21 protein-coding genes are annotated in these 21,199 nt (G+C 43.2%); 12 read left to right on the top strand and 9 right to left on the bottom strand.

The window, feature by feature from the left end:
* Positions 1-15 precede the first annotated feature (15 nt).
* The 3 genes from BLQ87_RS12890 (at position 16) to BLQ87_RS12880 (ending at position 2,713) form a co-directional block, all read left to right on the top strand.
* Complete coding sequence (locus BLQ87_RS12890; RefSeq protein WP_083361835.1) at positions 16-1,083, top strand: sensor histidine kinase; 1,068 nt, start codon at positions 16-18, stop codon at positions 1,081-1,083.
* Positions 1,080-1,847 (top strand): LytR/AlgR family response regulator transcription factor, encoded by a 768-nt coding sequence (locus BLQ87_RS12885; protein WP_074607254.1) that lies wholly within the window; start codon positions 1,080-1,082, stop codon positions 1,845-1,847. Before BLQ87_RS12890 ends, BLQ87_RS12885 begins: the two co-directional genes overlap by 4 nt.
* 134 nt (positions 1,848-1,981) lie before the next feature.
* Positions 1,982-2,713 carry a hypothetical protein gene (locus BLQ87_RS12880; RefSeq protein ID WP_074607252.1) on the top strand — a complete coding sequence of 244 codons (732 nt, stop codon included), beginning with the start codon at positions 1,982-1,984 and terminating at the stop codon, positions 2,711-2,713.
* A 75-nt stretch (positions 2,714-2,788) separates the two neighbouring features.
* On the opposite strand, the gene BLQ87_RS12875 is transcribed toward BLQ87_RS12880, so the two are convergent.
* Positions 2,789-3,748, bottom strand: coding sequence for an arginase (locus tag BLQ87_RS12875; RefSeq protein ID WP_074607250.1), 960 nt, complete (start codon positions 3,746-3,748; stop codon positions 2,789-2,791).
* 6 nt (positions 3,749-3,754) lie between these two features.
* Positions 3,755-5,014, bottom strand: a complete 1,260-nt coding sequence (gene rocD, locus BLQ87_RS12870; protein WP_074607248.1) for an ornithine--oxo-acid transaminase — start codon at positions 5,012-5,014, stop codon at positions 3,755-3,757.
* Between the two features lie 141 nt (positions 5,015-5,155).
* On the opposite strand from rocD, the gene BLQ87_RS12865 reads away from it, so the two are divergent.
* The 4 genes from BLQ87_RS12865 to katG all read left to right on the top strand — a co-directional run bounded on the left by BLQ87_RS12865 (position 5,156) and on the right by katG (position 9,626).
* Complete coding sequence (locus BLQ87_RS12865; RefSeq protein WP_074607245.1) at positions 5,156-5,608, top strand: Lrp/AsnC family transcriptional regulator; 453 nt, start codon at positions 5,156-5,158, stop codon at positions 5,606-5,608.
* Positions 5,609-5,687: 79 nt separating this feature from the next.
* Positions 5,688-6,353: a DNA alkylation repair protein gene (locus BLQ87_RS12860; RefSeq protein ID WP_074607242.1), complete on the top strand. Its 666-nt coding sequence runs from the start codon at positions 5,688-5,690 to the stop codon at positions 6,351-6,353.
* Positions 6,354-6,459: 106 nt separating this feature from the next.
* Entirely contained in the window at positions 6,460-7,230 is a 771-nt protein-coding gene (gene xth, locus BLQ87_RS12855; protein ID WP_074607240.1) for an exodeoxyribonuclease III, read from the top strand.
* 122 nt (positions 7,231-7,352) lie between these two features.
* Positions 7,353-9,626, top strand: a complete 2,274-nt coding sequence (gene katG / locus BLQ87_RS12850; protein WP_074607238.1) for a catalase/peroxidase HPI — start codon at positions 7,353-7,355, stop codon at positions 9,624-9,626.
* A gap of 92 nt (positions 9,627-9,718) precedes the next feature.
* Here katG and BLQ87_RS12845 read toward each other — a convergent pair whose 3' ends face one another.
* The 6 genes from BLQ87_RS12845 to BLQ87_RS33760 all read right to left on the bottom strand — a co-directional run bounded on the left by BLQ87_RS12845 (position 9,719) and on the right by BLQ87_RS33760 (position 14,315).
* Complete coding sequence (locus tag BLQ87_RS12845) at positions 9,719-10,492, bottom strand: DUF1223 domain-containing protein (RefSeq protein ID WP_074607236.1); 774 nt, start codon at positions 10,490-10,492, stop codon at positions 9,719-9,721.
* An 18-nt stretch (positions 10,493-10,510) separates the two neighbouring features.
* Complete coding sequence (locus BLQ87_RS12840) at positions 10,511-11,272, bottom strand: LytR/AlgR family response regulator transcription factor (protein ID WP_074607233.1); 762 nt, start codon at positions 11,270-11,272, stop codon at positions 10,511-10,513.
* Positions 11,253-12,272: a sensor histidine kinase gene (locus tag BLQ87_RS12835; protein ID WP_074607230.1), complete on the bottom strand. Its 1,020-nt coding sequence runs from the start codon at positions 12,270-12,272 to the stop codon at positions 11,253-11,255. Before BLQ87_RS12835 ends, BLQ87_RS12840 begins: the two co-directional genes overlap by 20 nt.
* Before the next feature lie 176 nt (positions 12,273-12,448).
* Positions 12,449-12,901, bottom strand: a complete 453-nt coding sequence (locus tag BLQ87_RS12830; protein ID WP_074607227.1) for an organic hydroperoxide resistance protein — start codon at positions 12,899-12,901, stop codon at positions 12,449-12,451.
* Between the two features lie 29 nt (positions 12,902-12,930).
* The gene (locus tag BLQ87_RS12825) at positions 12,931-13,986 is read right to left on the bottom strand and encodes an alpha/beta fold hydrolase (RefSeq protein ID WP_074607225.1); all 1,056 of its coding nucleotides are present in this window, start codon (positions 13,984-13,986) and stop codon (positions 12,931-12,933) included.
* Positions 13,987-14,159: 173 nt separating this feature from the next.
* Positions 14,160-14,315 carry a hypothetical protein gene (locus BLQ87_RS33760; protein ID WP_172664900.1) on the bottom strand — a complete coding sequence of 52 codons (156 nt, stop codon included), beginning with the start codon at positions 14,313-14,315 and terminating at the stop codon, positions 14,160-14,162.
* A 175-nt stretch (positions 14,316-14,490) separates the two neighbouring features.
* Between BLQ87_RS33760 and BLQ87_RS12810 the strand changes: the two genes are divergently transcribed.
* The 4 genes from BLQ87_RS12810 to BLQ87_RS12795 all read left to right on the top strand — a co-directional run bounded on the left by BLQ87_RS12810 (position 14,491) and on the right by BLQ87_RS12795 (position 18,694).
* On the top strand, positions 14,491-15,327 hold the full coding sequence (locus BLQ87_RS12810) for an AraC family transcriptional regulator (RefSeq protein ID WP_074607875.1): 837 nt from the start codon (positions 14,491-14,493) through the stop codon (positions 15,325-15,327).
* An 89-nt stretch (positions 15,328-15,416) separates the two neighbouring features.
* A complete protein-coding gene (locus tag BLQ87_RS12805; protein ID WP_245723850.1) occupies positions 15,417-16,541 on the top strand; it encodes an agmatine deiminase family protein in 1,125 nt (374 codons plus the stop codon).
* A 207-nt stretch (positions 16,542-16,748) separates the two neighbouring features.
* Positions 16,749-18,017 carry an epoxide hydrolase family protein gene (locus tag BLQ87_RS12800; RefSeq protein ID WP_074607215.1) on the top strand — a complete coding sequence of 423 codons (1,269 nt, stop codon included), beginning with the start codon at positions 16,749-16,751 and terminating at the stop codon, positions 18,015-18,017.
* A 356-nt stretch (positions 18,018-18,373) separates the two neighbouring features.
* Positions 18,374-18,694 (top strand): HAD family hydrolase, encoded by a 321-nt coding sequence (locus tag BLQ87_RS12795; protein ID WP_074607213.1) that lies wholly within the window; start codon positions 18,374-18,376, stop codon positions 18,692-18,694.
* Between the two features lie 22 nt (positions 18,695-18,716).
* On the opposite strand, the gene BLQ87_RS12790 is transcribed toward BLQ87_RS12795, so the two are convergent.
* Positions 18,717-19,118 (bottom strand): hypothetical protein, encoded by a 402-nt coding sequence (locus tag BLQ87_RS12790; RefSeq protein WP_074607211.1) that lies wholly within the window; start codon positions 19,116-19,118, stop codon positions 18,717-18,719.
* A gap of 359 nt (positions 19,119-19,477) precedes the next feature.
* Here BLQ87_RS12790 and BLQ87_RS12785 point away from each other — a divergent pair, with 359 nt between their 5' ends.
* Positions 19,478-21,199 carry a flavin monoamine oxidase family protein gene (locus BLQ87_RS12785; RefSeq protein WP_074607209.1) on the top strand — a complete coding sequence of 574 codons (1,722 nt, stop codon included), beginning with the start codon at positions 19,478-19,480 and terminating at the stop codon, positions 21,197-21,199.

The raw sequence follows: 21,199 nt of genomic DNA, 5'->3' as shown, positions 1-21,199 counted from the left end.
AAAAAGAACTGCATAATGAAAAGGAGTATAATGAAGAGGGTGTTTATGATTGTATTCACTTGTGTATTTTCTTATGCTACCGGATTCGTCATATTTCCCTATTCCTATTGGCAGGAGTATGTGGCGATGCCAACCTCAAGGATCCTCTCGGACATTCTGGTAAACCTGTTGTTTTACGCGGCCATAGTGGAGTTGAACCTCTTCATAGACAAGGGATTGAATAAGCGGATTTCCTGGATGGTAAGCCCCTTAAAACGCTTACTGATCCAGGCGTTGTACCAAACCCTGGGCGTGTTGTTTATTATCATATGCCTGGTTATTGTCTTTCTGATATTTGCGGATTTTTTGGCCATGCCTTCACCCTATGTAGGTTTAAGAGAAGGAGCATACACCCTGATTTTAATCCTGCTTTGGGGTTTGATGATCTCTGCACTAAACACGGGTGATTTTCTATTGAAGAATTGGAAAACCGAGGCCCTGAAGTCGGCCGAATTTGAGATAAAAGCTGCTCAAAGCAAGCAATTGGCGGCCGAAATAGAGTTGCAGGCCCTTAAGTTGCAGCTTGATCCACATTTTGTTTTCAATAACCTGAGTGTACTTTCGGAATTGATATTAAAGGACCAGCAACTGGGATATGAGTATACCTGGAATTTTGCAAAAGTGTATAGGTACCTGCTGATCAATTCCAAAAAAAAACTGATCAGCCTGCGTGAAGAACTCAGATTTTTAGAAGCCTACCTTTTTTTGATCCGCAATAGAATGGGGGCTGGTACCGACTTTAGGATTGAGATTGAAGAATCCAGGCTCGATATGATGATCCCGCCGGTTACGCTTCAGCTGTTCATTGAAAATGCCATAAAGTATAACCGTACGGAAGAAGAAGATCCTTTGGTGATCAGCATTTATTCAAGCGATGATGAACTGGTCGTATCCAACAACTTATTGCCTTTGATAAAAATGCCCGGTTCTACAGGGCTGGGCTTAACAAATATCATCAGTCGTTATGCCTTATTAAGCGATAGAAAGCCTGTCGTAGAAAAAGACGACAAAACATTTACCATAAAAGTACCACTCATCAAATGAATGGCATAAAGAAAATATTGATTTTGGAAGATGAGCAGCTCAATTCAGACCGTATACAAAGGCTGATGCTCAAAATAAGACCTGATATTGAAATTGCAGGTGTTTTGCCCAGTGTTAAAAAAACGGTCGACTGGTTTGACAAAAACGAAGCGCCCGATCTGATCCTGATGGACATACAACTGGCTGATGGGCTAAGTTTCAACGTCTTCGACCTTGCGGATGTAAAATGCCCGGTGATTTTTACCACGGCATATGATGAATATGCAGTTAAGGCATTTAAATACAATAGCATAGATTATCTGCTTAAACCGATTGAAGAGGTAGAACTGGAGACTGCGATGATAAAGTTTGAAAATTCTCTACAGAAATCCTATCAGCAATCCCCCCTGATCGAGGAGCTCATCCGCCATATGCAGCCAAAAGAATACCGGACCCGTTTCTTCTTGCCATACAGGGATAGCTATAGAAAAATCAATGTGGAGGATATTGCCTTTTTTTATGCTCATCTGAACGTTACTTATGCAAGCCTGATGAATGGAGAACAAATTGTGGTACCACAGACCATGGAAATATTGGAAAAGGAGTTGGAACCCAAAAATTTCTTTAGGGCAAACCGTCAGTATATCTTACATGTCAACACTATTGAAAAGGTCCATAATTTTTTCAATGGTAAGTTGAAACTCAAACTGAAAAATCAGGAAGAAGAGGAGGTGATCGTCAGCAGGGCAAAGGCACCTTTATTTAAAATCTGGTTGGATTATTAATTTCAAAATCGTTTCAATACAGCCCATCTACATTTCACTTGTCATTTTCGTTGTTTCGCTCAGGATTCAATTTTTAACAGCCTGAGTTCATTATAATTTTGCGCTATCAAAGTCATAACAAACAACATAGAAAAATGAAAAACACAAACACAAAGAAGTTTGAAGGAGAAGGTAGTATGATAAAGAGTTTATTTGCTCTTTTTGTTCTGGTGGCGTCCACACTCAGCGTTTCTGCCCAAAAAACAGCAGTATTGGATGCCTTTTCTAAACACGGTATTGATGCTACTATCCTCAATCCCAACAATGTTCAGGAACCGGATGATTACGCCTTCGACTTCAGGCAAACGACAATAGCCGGAGGGAAAACGAATGTGACCGTTGCAAAGTTTGATCCAGACCTTCCAAAAGAAGCACAGTGGACCGTAGTTTCTATGGATGGAAAATCTCCATCAAATGGAGACATTAAAACCTTTCGCAAAGGAAAAGTTAAACCGGAATCGTCAAACAAGGCTGATGAGGCGAGCTACAGAATTGAAAATGAGTCTGCAGAATGTCTGGTGGTTAGTTATAAACCAGATGCCCTTTCTCTTCCGAAGGATGCTGCTTTTATGAAAGACTGCAGGTTATACATGACCATTAATCTCAAAAGCAAGAAACTGGAGCAGGTGCAGGCACTGAATGAAAAGCCACTGAAAATTAAAATTCTCAATGCTGAAAAGTTAGAGATGACGACCAAATACACACGGAATGAGGAGACGAAACGTTACTTTCCGGTAAACGAGGACCTTAATATTCAAGCTAAATTTATTGGACAGGCATTAACTGTTCAGACCATCACAGAATACTCAAACTACAGGAAAAAGTAGGAAATGTCTTTCTAATCGTTAAAAATTTAGTGTAGTGGAGAAGGGGCGTACATCTGGTACGCCCTTTTTATCGTTTTAAAGACTGGCGCTGATGGATGCTGTAACTTGTTCCAGTATTTCGAAAGCAGTTTCAGCCATTTTGTTTCCTTTGTTGTCCAGCAATGGGTTCACCTCCACAATTTCAAGACACAAGACCTTTCCTGAAGAAATGATGGCTTGAATAATGGCAATGACCTCTTGCGGATCAAATCCTTTGGAAACCGGGGTACCCGTACCTAGTGAAATCAGATCACAGTCCATACTGTCGACATCAAAGGAAATGTAAATCATCTCACAGTCGCCCAGTTTTTCTAATGCCTCTTTTACACATAGTTCCAGGCCTCTGAAACGTACTTCTTCTACTTTATAATTTTTGATCCCTAAACTTTGAATGAGTTGGTCTTCCTGTTCTTCCGTATCACGGACACCAAAATAGATCAGGTGTTCGGGTTTCAGTTTAGGTTGAGGAGTGCCGATGGTTTTCAAATTATTCCAGAACCCTACTGTGTCTCCCGCAATTTGGTTCTGCTGACAATTCAGATTATCGTTGGCCAGGGCTGCAGCTAAAGGCATGCCATGTATATTTCCGGAGGGAGAGGTATAGGGCGAATGCAGGTCTGCATGGGCATCTATCCAAATCACACCGAGCATCTTATCCGGGTATGCGGTTTTTATGCCACTAATTGTGCCCAGCGCCGAGGAATGGTCCCCTGAAAATACAAGTGGAAAGTGGTTTGCTGACAAACTATATTCCACCGCATTGGCCAGCCGTGTACATTGCTGCAGCACATGTTCGATTCTTATGGCAAAAGTATTTCTGTCTTTATTATAGATCGTTTCGTTATGCGTCTCGACATCCAGCGTACGGAAATTGTTAAAGTACTCGCTGCCCTTGTTAATTGCAGCAATTTCTATGGCATCTATTCCCATATCAGATCCCCGGGTTCCGGCACCGATATCAGATCTGTTTTTTACCAGATTTATCGTTCTTTTCATAAAGTATTAAGCAACGCTTAACAGTGACCGCTCGATAATGTCCAGACTTTCGATAATTTGTGCTTCAGTAATCACCAATGGGGGAGCGAAGCGGATCTTATTTCCGTGAGTAGGCTTAGCAAGCAAACCATTCTCTTTAAATTTCATGCAGATGTCCCAGGCCATATCAGATTCTTCCGGACAATTGATCACAATTGCATTCAGTAATCCTTTACCTCTGACCGATTGGATCAGGTCCGTTTTTGTAGCAATTTTTTCTAGTCCTGCCCTGAATATTTTCCCGAGTTTCTGTGCATTTTCGGCCAGATTCTCATCAATAACGACTTGTATCGCTTCTCTCGCCACGGCACAGGCCAAAGGATTTCCTCCATAGGTTGAACCATGTTCTCCCGGTTTAATGGTCAGCATGATCTCGTCATTGGCGAGTACTGCTGAAACGGGCAATACGCCACCAGAAATTGCTTTTCCTAAGATCAGAATGTCAGGTTGGTTGCTTTTCTCTTCCGAATCGACTTCGTAGGAAGCCAACATGCTGCCTGTACGGGCAATTCCGGTTTGAATTTCATCTGCAATGAATAACACATTGTAAGCCTGACAAAGCGCTTTAATACGCGCCAGGTAATCCGCGTCTGGTACAACTACACCAGCCTCACCCTGAATGGGTTCCACGATGAAGCCTGCTATATTTTTATCTGTTTTTAAAAGTGCTTCAAAAGCATCTGCATCGTTATAGGGAACATGGGTGATTCCACCTACAAAGGGACCAAAGTCTTTCCTTGCACTTTCATCATTGGACGCAGAGATTACAGAAATGGTTCTGCCGTGGAAATTTCCTTCGGCAAAGACGATTTTAGCCTGATCAGGGCTGATGCCTTTGATTTGATAGGCCCATTTTCTACAAAGTTTCATGGCTGTTTCCACCGCTTCCACGCCTGAATTCATAATCAGGGATTTGTCATAACCAAAGAGGTTACAGACAAATTCTTCAAAATCACCAAGTTTGTCATTATAAAATGCCCTGGAGCTCAGGGTGAGTTCTTCTGCCTGATCTTTTAGCGCTTTAATAATCCTCGGGTGACCGTGTCCCTGGTTCACCGCTGAATAGGCAGAAAGAAAGTCATAATACCTCATTTCTTCAACATCCCAAACGAAGACGCCTTTTCCTTTTTTCAGTACGACAGGTAGCGGGTGATAATTATGTGCACCATATCGTTCTTCTTTTTCTATTAGCTCCTCGCTTTTACTTATTTTTGTTGAAATATTCATAATTGACTGTTTATTAGGGCAAAGATAATAAAATTTATTATTTTGTGTTCTATATAGAGTTAATTTGACTTTATTATGGGTTTTAAAAGTGCATTTAACACTGATGAACCGGTTTAGCAGAATAAATAATTAAATACAGGTATGGACCACATTGATGAATTTGACATTCAAATATTAAAACAGCTGGAAATAGACGGACGAATGGCCTATTCGGCGATTGCTGCTACATTGGGCATTTCCAATACGATGGTTCATCAGCGGATATCCAGGTTAACCGAACAAGGGATATTAACAGGCATCAAACCGGTGTTGGATGAAAAAAAGATTGGTTACGACTGGGGCGCCTTTACCGGGATCACCCTCGAAAAAGACCATGACTCCAACCGGATCATTGAAGAGCTAAAGAAAATTCCGGAGGTGACCGAGTGTTATTATATCAGTGGCGGATATACCTTATATCTAAAAATTATTGCCAAAAATCATGAACACATGAGGCAGATCCTTTATGAAAAAATCGACAATATCTCGGGTATTGCTAAAACAGATTCTATTATGGAACTGGGATGTGCTTTTAAAAGGAATATTATCCTGTAAAGTGTTTGATCGGTCTGAAGGTTGAAATACTTATATTTACAGTAAGCATGAAAACGATCTTCTTATTAGGCAGAAAAGTATGACGGTTAAAGAAATTCTTACAAAACTAAAAGGCCTTGGCAACGAGTCCGTAAGTACGCGTAATCTAAAGTACGGTTCCGGTGATGACCAGTTTGGTGTAAAAATGGGAGATCTCCGGACCATCGCAAAAAAGATAAAGACCGACCATGAGTTAGCGAAAGACTTATGGAAAACCGGGAATCTGGAGGCAAGACTATTAGCTACATTAATTGTGGTCCCGAAAAAGCTCAGTGCTATGGAATTGGAAGAGATGGTCAGCGTTGCAAAATTTTACCAGTTGGCGGATTGGCTCAATTCCTATGTGGTAAAGGAGTACCCGGATAAAGAAGCGCTCCGTCAGAAGTGGATGATATCTGAGGGCATCATGACTGGACGTTCAGCCTGGAGCCTGACCGCCGGAAGGGTAGCCCGAAGTCCTGAAGGTTTAGACCTTACCGCACTGCTGGATCGGATTGAATCTGAAATGTCAGGTGCAGCTCCTGAAGTCCAATGGACAATGAATACCACACTGGCACAAATTGGAATCTGCTTTCCGGAACATCGGGACAGGGCACTGGCGATAGGAGAAAAATTAGGTATTTATCGTGATTATCCGGTGTCTAAGGGATGTACTTCACCATTTGCACCGATATGGATTAACGAAATGGTAAGCAGGCAGGGATAAAATTAAAAATACATTCTGATGAAACCATCATAAGCATACCGCTTACAAAAAGCAATGAATAAGCTTATGATAGCTTCATAACCGATAAAAATCAAATTATATTCCAATGAAAATAGCGACATATAATGTAAACGGGGTAAATGGCCGTTTGCCGGTACTGCTCCGCTGGTTAAAGGAAGCAAAACCAGATGTAGTATGCTTACAGGAGCTGAAAGCGCCACAGGAAAAGTTTCCGCTGGCCGAAATTAATGAGGCCGGTTATCAGGCGATCTGGCATGGACAGAAAAGCTGGAATGGGGTTGCTATCCTTTCTGCAGGGGCGGAGCTAAAAGAAGTTCACCGTGTGTTGCCCGGTGATCCGGAAGATCTGCAAAGCAGGTATATAGAAGCGATCGTCAATGATATCGTAATCGGCTGCCTTTATCTGCCCAATGGCAATCCTTATCCTGGTCCGAAATTCGATTACAAACTGGGTTGGCTCAAACGCTTCTCGGCGCATGCTAGACAGCTGTTGGATAAGGGTGTTCCGGCCATCCTTACCGGCGATTTTAATGTGATCCCTACAGAAAAAGATGTGTATAAACCGGAACGCTGGATAAACGATGCATTGTTCAGGGAAGAAGTACGTGAGGCTTTCAAAACCCTTGTAGATCAGGGATGGACAGACGCGATCCGGAAACTATACCCGGAAGAGACCATTTATACTTTTTGGGATTACTTCCGTAACGCCTATGGCCGTGATGCCGGACTGCGCATCGATCACTTTCTTTTGAGCCCTCAGATTGATAAACGGTTGATCGGAGCAGGAGTAAACCGGGAAGTGAGGGGATGGGAAAAGACGAGTGACCACGGACCAGTTTGGATAGAGATTAAGTAAGAAATAGCTTTTAACTATTTCATATAGATATATTCGATAGTAATTATTGGATTCAATATCATAAATTTATAATGCCTGACAATTAGCGACACCTAAATAAAAATCATTATATAAATTAAGATATGGAAAGAGAATCAAATGACATCAGTAAATGCCCCTTTCATAATGGCACTATGAAGCACAATGTTGGAGGTGGCGGCACGCGGAACAACGATTGGTGGCCTAACCAGTTAAAGCTGAGTATCCTGCGTCAGCATTCCTCTTTGTCAGACCCGATGGGTGAAGATTTTAATTATGCCAAAGCTTTTAATAGCCTTGATCTAGCAGCGGTAAAAACAGACCTTAATGCACTGATGACCGATTCTCAGGATTGGTGGCCGGCAGACTTTGGTCACTATGGCGGTTTATTTATACGTATGGCATGGCACAGTGCAGGAACCTATCGTGTAGGTGACGGACGGGGCGGAGCGGGTGCAGGTTTGCAACGTTTTGCACCGCTGAACAGCTGGCCTGATAACGTCAGCCTGGATAAAGCACGCAGATTGCTTTGGCCGATTAAACAAAAATATGGCCGTAGTATTTCCTGGGCCGATCTGATGATCCTTGCGGGTAACGTGTCATTGGAATCTATGGGTTTCGAGACTTTTGGTTTTGCCGGTGGACGTGAAGATGTATGGGAAGCAGATGAATCTGTGTATTGGGGTTCTGAAGCAACCTGGCTGGGTGGCGATTTGCGTTATGCGCATGGATCACCCGGTGTAGAAGGTGATGGGGTACTGGTAACAGATGATAAAGCGAATGGTGATGCCCATTCCCGAAACCTGGAAAAACCACTTGCGGCAGTACAGATGGGCTTGATTTATGTAAATCCAGAAGGTCCGGATGGCAATCCAGATCCTATTGCTGCCGCCAAAGATATCCGCGATACATTTGGCCGCATGGCGATGGACGACGAGGAAACGGTAGCACTAATCGCAGGTGGTCATAGCTTTGGCAAAACCCATGGCGCGGCCTCTGCTGACAATGTTGGCAAAGAGCCGGAAGCGGTAGATCTGGAAATGCAGGGTTTAGGCTGGAGCAACAGCCATGGCTCGGGCAAAGGTGCAGATGCGATTACCAGCGGACTGGAAGTAATCTGGACAAAAACGCCTACGCAATGGAGTAATAATTTCTTTGAAAACCTGTTTGGTTTTGAATGGGAATTGTCTAAAAGCCCTGCTGGTGCCCACCAATGGGTAGCTAAAAATGCAGAAGCTTTCATTCCTGATGCTTTTGATGATTCAAAAAAACATCTTCCAACCATGCTTACGACCGATCTTTCTCTAAGATTTGATCCGGCTTATGAAAAAATATCACGTCGCTTTCTGGAAAACCAGGATGCTTTTGCAGACGCTTTTGCGCGTGCATGGTTTAAATTGACGCACAGGGATATGGGACCACGCGAACGTTACCTGGGTGCTGAGGTACCACAGGAAGTATTGCTGTGGCAGGATCCAATTCCTGCGGTCGACCATGCCCTGATTGATGAAAATGACATTACTGCATTGAAAGCAAAAGTATTGGAGTCTGGTTTTAACGTTTCTGAACTGGTTTCTACGGCATGGGCTTCGGCTTCTACCTTCCGTGGTTCTGACAAACGCGGTGGTGCCAATGGGGCACGTATCCGCCTTGCTCCACAAAAATACTGGCAGGTAAATAACAATTCACAATTACACAATGTATTGAGCGTATTGGAAGGCATTCAAAATGATTTTAACGGGGCACAGACCGGTGGTAAAAAAGTTTCGCTCGCGGATCTGATCGTACTTGCTGGTGCTGCAGGTGTAGAAAAAGCGGCGAAAGATGCAGGACATGCCATTACGGTTCCTTTTACGCCTGGTCGTATGGATGCTTCGCAGGAACAAACTGATGTTGAATCATTTGGCTATCTGGAGCCTGCGGCTGATGGTTTCCGGAACTACCGCAAATCAAAAATCCCGGTGTCTACTGAAGAGCTATTAATAGATAAAGCGCATTTACTTACACTTACCGCACCAGAATTAACGGTGTTGCTGGGTGGCTTACGTGTATTGAATGCCAATTTTGATGGTTCTAAAAATGGTGTTTTCACTTCACGCCCTGGTCAGCTAACCAACGATTTCTTTGTAAACCTGCTGGACATGAACACGGTATGGAAAGCGGTAGCCGCGGATAAGGAAGTTTATGAAGGTCGTGACAGAAATACTGGTGAAGTAAAATGGACCGGTACCCGTGCCGATCTTGTTTTTGGTTCCAATTCGGAACTAAGAGCAATTGCTGAAGTCTATGCAAGTTCGGATGCTCAGGGTAAATTTGCAAAAGATTTTGTGAAAGCCTGGGATAAAGTGATGAACCTGGACAGGTTTGATTTGAACTAATCTATATCATAAAAGGTATCTTTATTTATGCCCCGTTCATCGCTGAACGGGGCATTTTTTATACAAATGGATAGAGAATAATGTGTCAATTCTTAAAAGATAACTTTGGTCGCAGCATTGATAGCCCTTGTTTTGGGATTCTGAAGGAAGCCGATCAGTTCCCATCCATCGGTATTGAAATCTTTGGAAAGCGAAATGTTGACCTGGCCCTTTTTAGCGCTTTCCAAATCAAATGAATAAAGCTGTCTGACGATCTGCGCATGCGCTAATGTTCGTCCCTCGTTTTCTCCACGCTTTACCCTGCTGATCGCGTTTTTTTGTACTACTGCAATCACGAGTTCATCGTTGTCAGTATCTCCTGTTACCTGATAGTCTATTGCCATTTTACCGGATTGCAGACTTCCATGTAGGTTTACGGAGGACTTTGGACTGCCTTTTAAGGCGCTGTTGATCGCATAGTCTGTTGCGGATTCGTTGGAACCTACAAATTCAGTTTTGCCATTAACCACCAGTTGCGGGGTATAAACCTGGGCGTTGAGTTTGCTGGCATACTGATACTGGCGTTTCGAATAATCAGCATTGCTGAAGGTATCTTTCCATCCTAAACGGTCCCAGTAATCAACATGATAGGTCAAAACATATACCGGTCTGTTGCCTGCTTCTTTCTGGACTTTAGCCAAAAGCTCGTTTGCCGGCGGGCAGCTCGAGCAACCTTCGGAGGTAAACAGTTCAAGAACGGCAAAGCCATCTCCTTTAATGGTTCTTTCTATTGATGATTTTGAAGCAATGCTTCTGCTGGCTAAAATCGCGCTGAACAATAGGAGCGCAAGCAGCGCAGCTATCATCGAAATCTGGATTGGTTTCATAACTTTTGATTTTTTTACCTACCGGTTTTCCATCCAGGCGAGAAATAGCTGCGACTTTTCCTTATTGATGAGCAACTTGTCTGGCGTTTCAATCAGCAGCTTAACATACAATTTGCGTAAAAAATAATGCTCCACTTCCTTGATTGCCTTAAAGTTGACCAGGTACTGGCGGTTTACCCTGAAGAACTGTTTTGAGGAAACTGCAGCAGCAACCTGATCCAGGGCCTGGTTCAGTGCAAACTCCTGTCCGTCAAAACACATGATGGACGTGGAATCGTTGCGGATATAAAAAAATGCAATCTGTTCAATTTGTACCGTGGTATATTTCTGATGCTTGAATACCAGAAAACTTGTTTTTTCTGTAGGTTGAACAATGTTGATCAGCATTTCTGCCAAATCCGGAATTTGCTTTTGCTGGAAGAAATTTTTCAGCTCATCGACCTTTTTAAAAGAACCGGCAATGTCTTCTTTGGAGAAGGGCTTGAGTACATAATCCACTCCATTGGCCTTAAAAGCTTCGAGTGAATATTCGTCGAAGGCGGTACAGAATACTATCGGGCAGGTGATTTTTACAGATTTGAATATTTCAAAGCCGAGACCATCGGCCAATTGGATGTCCATAAAAATCAAATCGGGTTGAATGCCTTCTGATAACGCCGAAACCGATGCTTCTATACTTTGGTAGGGGCCGGTGATTTTGGCTTCCGGCCTGATTTCCCGGATGATATTTTCGAGAGATTTTGCTGTTCTTAGCTCATCCTCAATGATGATGATGTTCATAGATGATGGGGAGTTTAATTTGGAATGTGATGCTGTCGTTGATGATCTCTACCTGTTTGTCCAACAAATGGCTATACCTGAGTTCTATGTTTTTCAGGCCTACGCCGAGCGAACCTGCCTCACCGGTTTTTAGCTGTATCTGGTTTTCTACTACGATCTTTTCGCCTTCCTGGTATAGCCTGATTTTCAGGGGTCTTTGCAGGGAAACAATATTGTGCTTGAGGCAGTTTTCTACCAATAGTTGTAAAGTAAAAGGAGGGATGAGTGTCTCTAATGCTTTGCTGTCCAGTGTGCTATTGAATGTAAAGCCTTCGTCGAATCTGGCCTTTTGTAAAAAGAGGTAAGCCTCAAGGATTTCCATTTCTTCTTTGACATGGATCAGATCCAGCTTGCGGCTTTCCAGGGTATAGCGGTAGAAATTGGAAAGTTTCAGGATAAAATCCACGGATTGCTGATCCCCGGTTTCTACCATTGCTTTTAAGGTATTCAGGCTGTTGAATAGAAAATGAGGATTGACCTGCTGCTTGAGCAACTCATATTGTGCACCCAGGTTATCATTTCTGGTACGCTCCAGTTCCATATTTACATGCTGGTTCTCATAGTTCTGCTGAAGCAGGTTCAGGAACATGTAAAACACAAGGTTGATCAGGATTCCCCGAACCTCCACCATGAGCATGACCGGTCCGAAATCAATATGGGAAAGAATAAGCTGCTGCAGATAAGCCAGTCCTAACATGATGACCAGTCCAAAAAGTAAAGATTTGAGGAGTTTTCCGTAGGAGATAGTTTGCTTACGGGCTTTGTCGCCATTGCCTGAAAGCATGTAAATATTGAAATACCACATCATCACCGCAAAGACCGCAGTGATGCCGGCATTAACAGCCGCTTCTAAGCCGTTAAACTGACGTGAGGCCAGTTGTGGTACGGAAGACAGCAGTCCGAGGACGATTGAACTGGTCCAGATGATGGTATGAGAAATCTTAAAGCCTGTTTTCTTCATCAATAATGAGGTGGTTTAGTTCAATGTCAGGTTTGAAAATTAGTTTCATCTAATGTATTGATAAATATTTTGATCGTACGAGGGTCAGGACTGAATAAGCAGTTTAGGTCAGGTCTGAGCAGCAAAGAGAAGCCGACGATGGTCGGGGTTCTCTTTGCTGTTTTACGGAATGGCGATTAAATCGTAACACTGATCGCTACACCAATATTTCCACGTGTGGCTTTTGAATAGGGGCAGGTTTGATGAGCGGCTTCAACAACTGTTCTGGCTTGTTCTGCTGTGAGTCCAGGCAGATTGACCTCTAGCCTTGCCTGAAGGGCATAACCTTCGTCGCCACTTGCCAGATCTACCTCTGCATTCACCGAGGTTTCCACAGGTAGTGATATTTGTAATCTGGAAGCATTGAGCTTCATTGCCCCGATGAAACAGGCAGACCATCCTGCAGCAAACAACTGCTCGGGGTTGGTACCTATGCCTGAGGTTCCCGGACTGGAAAGGCTGATTTCCAAACGGCCATCTGAGCTTTTTGCTGCTCCTTCACGACCTCCGGTAACAAGTACTTTTCCGGTGTATAAAACTTTACTGATTGTTGCAGCACCAGCTGCAGTGATTACTGTTTGAGATTCCATTGTATTTAAAATTTATGAGTTTGATTTGATTATTTTGTCCAGTTTGAAACTTCAATGATGGCATCGGCAAAGGCTTGCGGAGCTTCCTGCGGAAGGTTATGTCCAATACCTCCACTAAGGTTACGATGACTATACCGGGCTTTGAACTTTAGCGCATAAGCGGAGGGATTCGGATGTGGGGCAGCATTGGCATCTCCTTCAAGCGTGATTGCAGGAACATTGATGACAGGAGCAGTGGCCAGTTGTTTTTCAAGCACATCGTATTGCGGTTCTCCTTCCGCAAGGCCTAGTCGCCAGCGGTAATTATGGATCACAATTGCTACATGGTCCGGATGGTCGAGTGATGCCGCTGAACGTTCAAATATGGCATCTTCAAATTGCCATTTCGGCGAAGCAGTTTGCCAGATTAACTTTGCAAAATCATGCCAGTTCGCTTCATAACCCATACGACCACGCTCGGTAGCAAAATAGAACTGGTACCACCAGGCTTGTTCTGCTTTAGGCGATAACGGCATCTCGTTGGCCTTTTGGCTGCCAATCAGATAACCACTTACGGATACCAGCGCTTGAACACGTTCCGGCCATAGGGCGGCCACAATACAGGCCGTGCGAGCTCCCCAGTCAAAACCTCCGATAATGGCTTTACTGATTTTTAAGGCGTCCATCAATGCAATCACATCCAGTGCTAAGGCAGATTGCTGACCGTTGCGGGGGCTTTCTGAAGACAGGAATGTGGTACTGCCATGGCCACGCAGGTGTGGTACAATGACCCTGAAACCCTTTGTTGCCAATATAGCTGCAGATTCAGTAAAACTATGGATGTCGTATGGCCAGCCATGAAGCAGAATAACGGTACGACCGCTCTGAGGTCCAACTTCGGCGTAGCCTATATCAAGTATACCTGCTTTTACCTGTTTGATCTTGTCAAAGCGGGGCAGCGCTTGAATTCCATTTCTGTTTAAGGTCGCTTTGGTTTCTGTCCGGGCAGCTTTTAAAATGCTGGTATTGCCAAGTCCGGCAGCTGCAAAAGTGATGGACGCGATGCTCAGAAAGCGACGGCGGCCTAAGTTTGGGTGATATTCCATGGTTCTCTATTTTTATAATTCTGTAATCTTTTTTAATCATTTGCTGAAACAAAACTACCTTTCAGGATGCCGGAGAGAAACCAATACCGGGTTGAAGCAGACAGTGTCAGGTCTCAACCGGACATCTCGCTATCTGAAAATTCAAAAGCCTTTGATCGGTTCCTTACGGCCATTTAACCAGATTCTTTATTTTTTTTAATGCTCATCACGATCATTCCACAACTTTGGGGATTTTGCTCGAACCTGGCCGTTGCAATGGAAATTGTGGATGCAAAAGTCATCAGCGCGGCTAGCAATTGTTTTCTGATCACAGTCTGGAGATTTTTCATGGCCTTATTTTTAGGTAAGTGCTATTTTGCACCTGACGTTAAAACTAGTCGTTACAATGACCTGGTTCAATGCGTTTAGCCTTGAAGTGGACAGATTGACCCGTCAGACCGCACAATGAAAAGAGGCATAGGTTTTGATCGGAAGTTCCATTCACCTATTGGGCGGTATGAAAAAATGAAAAACGAGACCTCTGCAAACCTGAACTGTGTTTATAATACCATTAGTCTTATTGAAAAAAACTACGACCAGGTGATTTCCATTGAGGAGCTGGAGGAGGTATCTCATTATTCCTACAGGAATATTCAGCGGATATTTAAATATACCTGCGGAGAAACGGTAGGTGCTTATCAGAAAAGGCTGAGGGTAGAGAACGCCTATAAGATGATGCTTTATACCAGTGATAATATTTCAGTTATTGCGCTAAAAGTAGGATTTGCAAATCTTGCTTCATTCTCAAAGGCTTTTAAACAACATTTTGGTATCGCTCCAACAGAAGCTAAACTTCAAAAGAGCCCATTGTTAGCTAAAGCTGAAATTTTTCCAGTGGAAGCATCAGCAGTGCTGAAACCGGAAATTGTCTATCTCCGCCCGGTAACCGTCTATTATGGAACTGCTTTTATCAGCTATGTAGATGAAGAAGTAGAAGCATTATGGGATAAGTTTATGCAAAATGAATTTCCGGAATATGGGAATGAATTTTATGGGATCATTGCCGATGAGCCTTTGATACGGGAGAACCTGAAGTGCAGATATGATACCTGTTCTTCGATGCAGGCAAAGCATACGCGTCTGCCTGCAAAAACAATAGGAGGAGGGAAGTATGCGCAGTTTACCCATTTGGGGGCATACGAAACGATCGAAGAAACCTATACAAAGATCTATTCAGGCTGGATTTTGGGAACCGTACTTGAATTCGGGCCTGCGCCTGTGATCGAAAAATACATCAAACATCCGGGCAATACGAGCTCAGCGGCCGAACAGCTGACCTATATCTACCTGCCATTGAGCTGAAAGATACGATTGTCAATTTTGGACAATAGTTCGTGTTTTGGTCTTGATAGTTTTGCAGTGTCAAATCTTAAACATCAATCATGAACAAAATGTCAGTTTCACTAATGATCTTAACAACATTATTTTTATCCTGTGCCAAGGAAGGTGCAGAGAATGGTACAGATATCGGGCCCGGTTCTACCGCCGATTCTACTGTATTGTACAGTATGCCGGAGGAGTCTGCTCCCCATGAAGGTACCTGGTTACAATGGCCACACGAATATCAGTATGGCAGAACTTATCGAAATCGCCTGGATGAGACCTGGGTAGCGATGACCAAAGCACTGGTGCAGGGCGAAAAGGTCCACCTTGTCGTCTACGATCAAACCGAAAAGCTAAGGGTGACCGAGCTGCTGAGCAGTTTCCAGGTCCCACTTGCAAATGTAGACTTTGTGATCAGCCCGACAGATGATGTATGGGTGCGTGACAATGGCCCGATCTATGTAAAGGACAAAAACGGAAAGTTGTTAATCCAGGATTGGGGCTTTAACGGTTGGGGCAGAAAAGCAGGCTATGAAAGCTGTGATAAAGTGCCTTCGAAAATAGCACTGGATAGAAATACGCAGAGAATAGACCTTAACAACGTGATGATCAACGAAGGGGGAAGTGTGGAGATTGATGGGAACGGCGTGTTAATGGCCTGCAAAAGCTCCATATTAAATGAGAACCGGAATCCGGGAATGACGCAGCAACAGGCGGAAGCCATATTCACGAAGTATCTGGGTGTAACTAAATTCATCTGGTTAGCGGGAAAAGCGGGTCTTGACATCACAGATATGCACATCGACGGTTTTGCGAGATTTGCCAACAGTTCAAGCATCGTAACCATGTCTGAAGACGATTTAGCTTATTGGCAGGTGCCTCAGAACGATATCAATACGCTATATGCTGCCGCAAATAAGAATGCTGCGCCTTATAACTTTGTGAAAGTTCCATTGACCAGAAATAATGTGATCACGAAGTATGGTAAAAACGTAGGGAAAGGTTCTTATGTTAACTATTATATTGGAAATAATGTAGTGCTTGTGCCGAACTATAACGATCCGAATGATGCCGTTGCCAATGGTATTATTCAGCAGCTTTATCCTGGAAGACAGGTGATCGGTATCGATTGCCGCAACTTATTCGCCAATGGCGGAATGGTTCACTGTGTAACACAGCAACAGCCGAAATAACCACCAGCAGCAATCATTTTTCTGAGCCCATGTTTGCAGTTTAACTGTGGACATGGGTTTTTTATTGTCCGTTAAATTCAAGGCCCAAAATGTCTGACTCAGCATTTGCTTAGTCTAACTTAGCCATTTGCTGGTCGGTTAAAGATGAAGCAGCGGGTACTTTTGGATTAGTAATCAAAACAATTACAAACCCTAAAAGCTAAAACAATGAAAAATAACAAATCTATCCTGGCTAGCCTGATTATTACCGCTGGAGTAACGCTATTTGGAACATCCGGTTTCGCACAAAGCGGAACTGAGGCCAAAACATCAACCTTCATTCGTCCATTTCATATTGAAGTTTCGGAAGGGGCAATAAAAGACCTCCGCCAGCGCATCCTGGCCACCAGATGGCCGGACAAAGAAACCGTAAGCGATCAGAGTCAGGGTGTAAAACTGGAGAAGTTTCAGAAACTGGTGGCTTATTGGGGACAGGAGTATGACTGGAGGAAAGCGGAGGCCAAACTGAATGCATTACCACAGTTTATAACCACTATTGATGGTCTGGATATCCAGTTTGTGCACATTCGCTCTAAACATCCAAATGCCATGCCGCTGATCATTACTCATGGCTGGCCTGGCTCTATCTTTGAACTGCTGAAAATTGTTGGCCCTTTAACTGATCCAACAGCTTTTGGTGGAAAGGCAGAAGATGCTTTTGATCTGGTGCTGCCTTCGATGCCAGGTTATGGTTTTTCTGGTAAACCGACTGCTACTGGCTGGGATGCGGATCATATTGCAAGGGCATGGGATGTGTTGATGAAACGTCTGGGCTACAAGCGCTATGTATCGCAAGGTGGAGATTGGGGTTCGGTTGTTGCGGATAAAATGGCGTTTCAAAAACCGGAAGGTTTACTGGGGATCCATGTCAACATGCCGGCCACAGTACCTGCAGAGATTGCCAAAGCATTGAAAAATGGGGAGCCGGCACCGGAAGGTTTATCCGGTGAGGAGCAAAAAGCCTTCAAATCTCTAAATCATTTATATACCAAAGGTGGAGGATATGCCGGAATGATGGTCACACGCCCACAGACCCTGGGTTATGGGTTATCAGATTCCCCTGCAGGTCTGGCTGCTTTTTTCTACGACAAAATGAACGAATGGACTTATAGTGGCGGAGATGCTGAAAAATCCTTAACGAGAGATGAAATACTCGACGACATTTCATTGTATTGGCTTACGAATACTGCAGTTTCCTCAGCACAGCTTTATTGGGAAAACAATGCCAATAATTTCAATGCCGTAGACATTTCGATTCCGGCAGCGATAACTGTGTTCCCGGGAGAGATCTATCAGGCACCAAAAAGCTGGGCCGGACGTGCCTATAAGAACCTGATCTATTTTAACGAAGTTAAAAAAGGGGGTCACTTTGCTTCATGGGAAGAACCACAATTGTTCGCAGAGGAACTTCGTGCGGCTTTCAAATCATTACGCTAAACCATTCGGGAGCTGAGTTTCGATGACATTGTTGTTTTAATGTTTCGTTTATTAAGCCAGGCGTTCAGCATTGTACAGCAAGTGTGCGGTATCGGACATGTGCTGTACAATGCTTGTTCGTAATTAATTGCTGTTCATTTGTTTATGTTTTTTATTGTTCATGGCACAAAAGCTGGAAGATGCTTGGTCAGTTGCCATAACTTTTAAAAAAAAACATGAAGAATTCGCCTTTAACATCAAAAATAAAGTGTGTCATATTTAACCTTGATGAATTAATTCAGTCGGCTGGAGTGAAAGAGGTACTCATAAGCTTGGATTTACCTTATTGTGTCGTTTCAATCAGATCCAAAGCGAGTATGGAGCATCTGTTGAAGATAGCCGGTTTACTTACTTTTTTTGGAGAAGACCGCATCTTTAGTAATTCAGATCCGCTGATTTTCTTTGATACTGCCAGGTCCATCGGCTTTGAGCCTGCTGAATGTGCAGTTGTTGATCGCAGCGATATTGGTCTTGATTTAGCCAGGAAGGGAGATTTCTGCGTCCTGGGAATGGATGATGGTACCAATAGAACTAAACTTGAAAATAAGGGGATTCTGGTGTTTAATGAATTTCCTGATCTGATCGAACTTATTGATTTGTTTAACGCGGAAGTCGAATTGGAAATTAAGCGATATTAATTTCTTGATCAAGAGTTGGATTTCATGTGTTCCAGAAGACCAAATCCTTTAGTTGTCTGCACTTGACTTCTATTTCGGTATTGGGGTTTCTAATCAAAAAATCACCTCTCTTCACATCATCATCCAGGCCGTTTTTATATTGGCTGAATCCTTCCCTGCTTTGATCGATATCCACGATTATAAACTTCTTCTGTGTTGCCTGTTCTTTGAATAAATTTTCCGTTTTGATCCCCAGCCTATAGTGATGGTTCACATATTTCTGAGCGTGAGGATCTTCCAATAGAAGCTTTGGACATTGAGATTCAGGTGCTTCATAAATTATTGCCGCTTCGGTGATGTCGTCTATATAGGCGAACGCTCTGATGTCTTCAACATAATGATGAGCTATTCCGGCAGACTGAGGTATAATTACATGATATCCCATAGGTTTATCTTTACTTGCTTGGTAATTATTTTGTAATTATCTGATGAAAAATATAATTTTTTAAGAGAATGAGAACAAATAAAGTTAAATAAATCCTGTTAATTATACACTGTTTAGCTGAGAAATAATTTATCCGATAGTTATGGCCGAACGCTGCTACGTCCATTTTTTCTGCGGAATCGAAATCTGTTTTTAAATTTCAGTAAAAAAGGGCCTTTAACAATAGGTGACCATGAAAAAAGAACGAAATGATTTAGAGTAGCAGCCGATGCTTGCTTTTTTGTTTAATTAATAATTCTGTATATTTATTTCGCATTAACACTCACATATTTATAAACGCTCTTAATCTCATAAGATTTATGGAAAATTACCTGCATGGTTTGCTGGATGAGGACAATGATCCGATCATCCAGGAATACCTGAAATTTATTGACAACGGTATCCCAACAACCCGAAACCCCAAAAACGTCTTAATCATTGGTGCCGGAATGGCCGGTATGGTAGCCGCAAGTATGTTAAAACAAGCTGGTCACCAGGTGACCATTGTCGAATCGAATACCCGGGTAGGCGGGAGGATCAAAACATTCAGAAATACAGAGGACAAGAAATATTTTGAAAGCGACAAGGTCTATGCGGAAGCAGGGGCGATGCGTATTCCCACCATTCACCAAATGGTATTGAAATATATTGATCAGCTGAAGCTGAAAACGCAGCCTTTTTATTACCTCGCCGTTGATAAAGACGAAGCCATCGCTCACCAAAAGGACCCTGAAAGTCCCTTCCCGAAAATCACCAGAAATTCACTTTTGTATGTGAATTATAGAAGGGTGGTTCAGAATGTCTATTTTAAAGACAAGGCCAACATTAATGAATTGCTGGATTATCATCTCGAGACGAGCGAACAGAATCTCTATGAAAACCAGCGTGCCGATGTTTTACTGGCCAATATGATGAATCCTTTGAAAGCATTTATCGCTCAGGATCCGGAGAAAAACTGGCCATTGCTGATCGAACGTTTCGGAGAGTATTCGATGCGTCGCTTTTTGGTAGAGCAAACCCTGTACTCCGACAATGCCATTGAAATGATTGGCGTGTTGCAAAACCTGGAATCGAGAATGGCCTATGATTTTATTCAAAGTTTTATTGAATCCAATATCATTAAAGACAGTACCCGTTTTGTCGAAATTGTAGGAGGTTCAGACCTGTTGCCAACCGAGTTTTTCAAGGCGCATCAGCTGGAAGACAATACTTATTTCGACTGTAGGGTGACCTCGCTGAAGCAGATTCCGGAAACGGGTAAAATCAAAATAGGCGTAGATATTGAAACAGTAAGAGATCACGCTTTCTATGAAAAGATAGGGTTCAAAGCTTTAAAAACCCCGGTTACGGAACTGGAGTTTGACGAAGTGATTGTCACCATACCTTTTTCGGCATTAAGACATGTATACGTTACCCCTGGATTTTCACAATTGAAACGGAAGGCGATCAGGGAACTTCATTATGATTCTGCAACTAAAATATTGCTCGAATTCAGGGAGAAATGGTGGCAAAAGGCACCTTATCATATTGTAGGTGGAGGAAGCATTACCGACTTTTCTAACCGCTTTGTATACTACCCAAGTCAGGATATCGCAGATGAAGAACATGGGGTCATCCTGGCCTCTTATTGCTGGTCGGATGAGGCGAGCCGCTGGGACTCTATGGATGATGATGACCGGTACTTTTATGCCCTTAAAAACCTGGCGATCATGCACAGCGACGATGAAGAGGAGCAGAAGCGGATCATCAATCTGGCCGTCATTACTTCATCAATTAAAAAAGACGCAAGTAGCAGAATTGGTGCAGCTACCCAAAGCTGGATGCGTGATCCCTATGCCTATGGTGAAGCCGCGATTTTCAATCCTGGCCAATTGCATTTGTTGCAGAAACATATCATCTCCACCGAATGGAATGGAAAAGCACATTTTGCAGGAGAACATACTTCGCTTAAACATGCCTGGATCGAGGGCGCAATTGAGTCGGGGATTCGCGCAGCGCTTGAAGTAAATGAAGATATGGCCAGTTTAAATAATCCGCGCTAA

The organism is Pedobacter steynii (assembly GCF_900103665.1).
GTDB classification, from domain to species: domain Bacteria; phylum Bacteroidota; class Bacteroidia; order Sphingobacteriales; family Sphingobacteriaceae; genus Pedobacter; species Pedobacter steynii.
The sequence above is the reverse complement of the archived record's forward strand: the minus strand, read 5'-3'. Positions and strand labels throughout refer to the sequence as shown.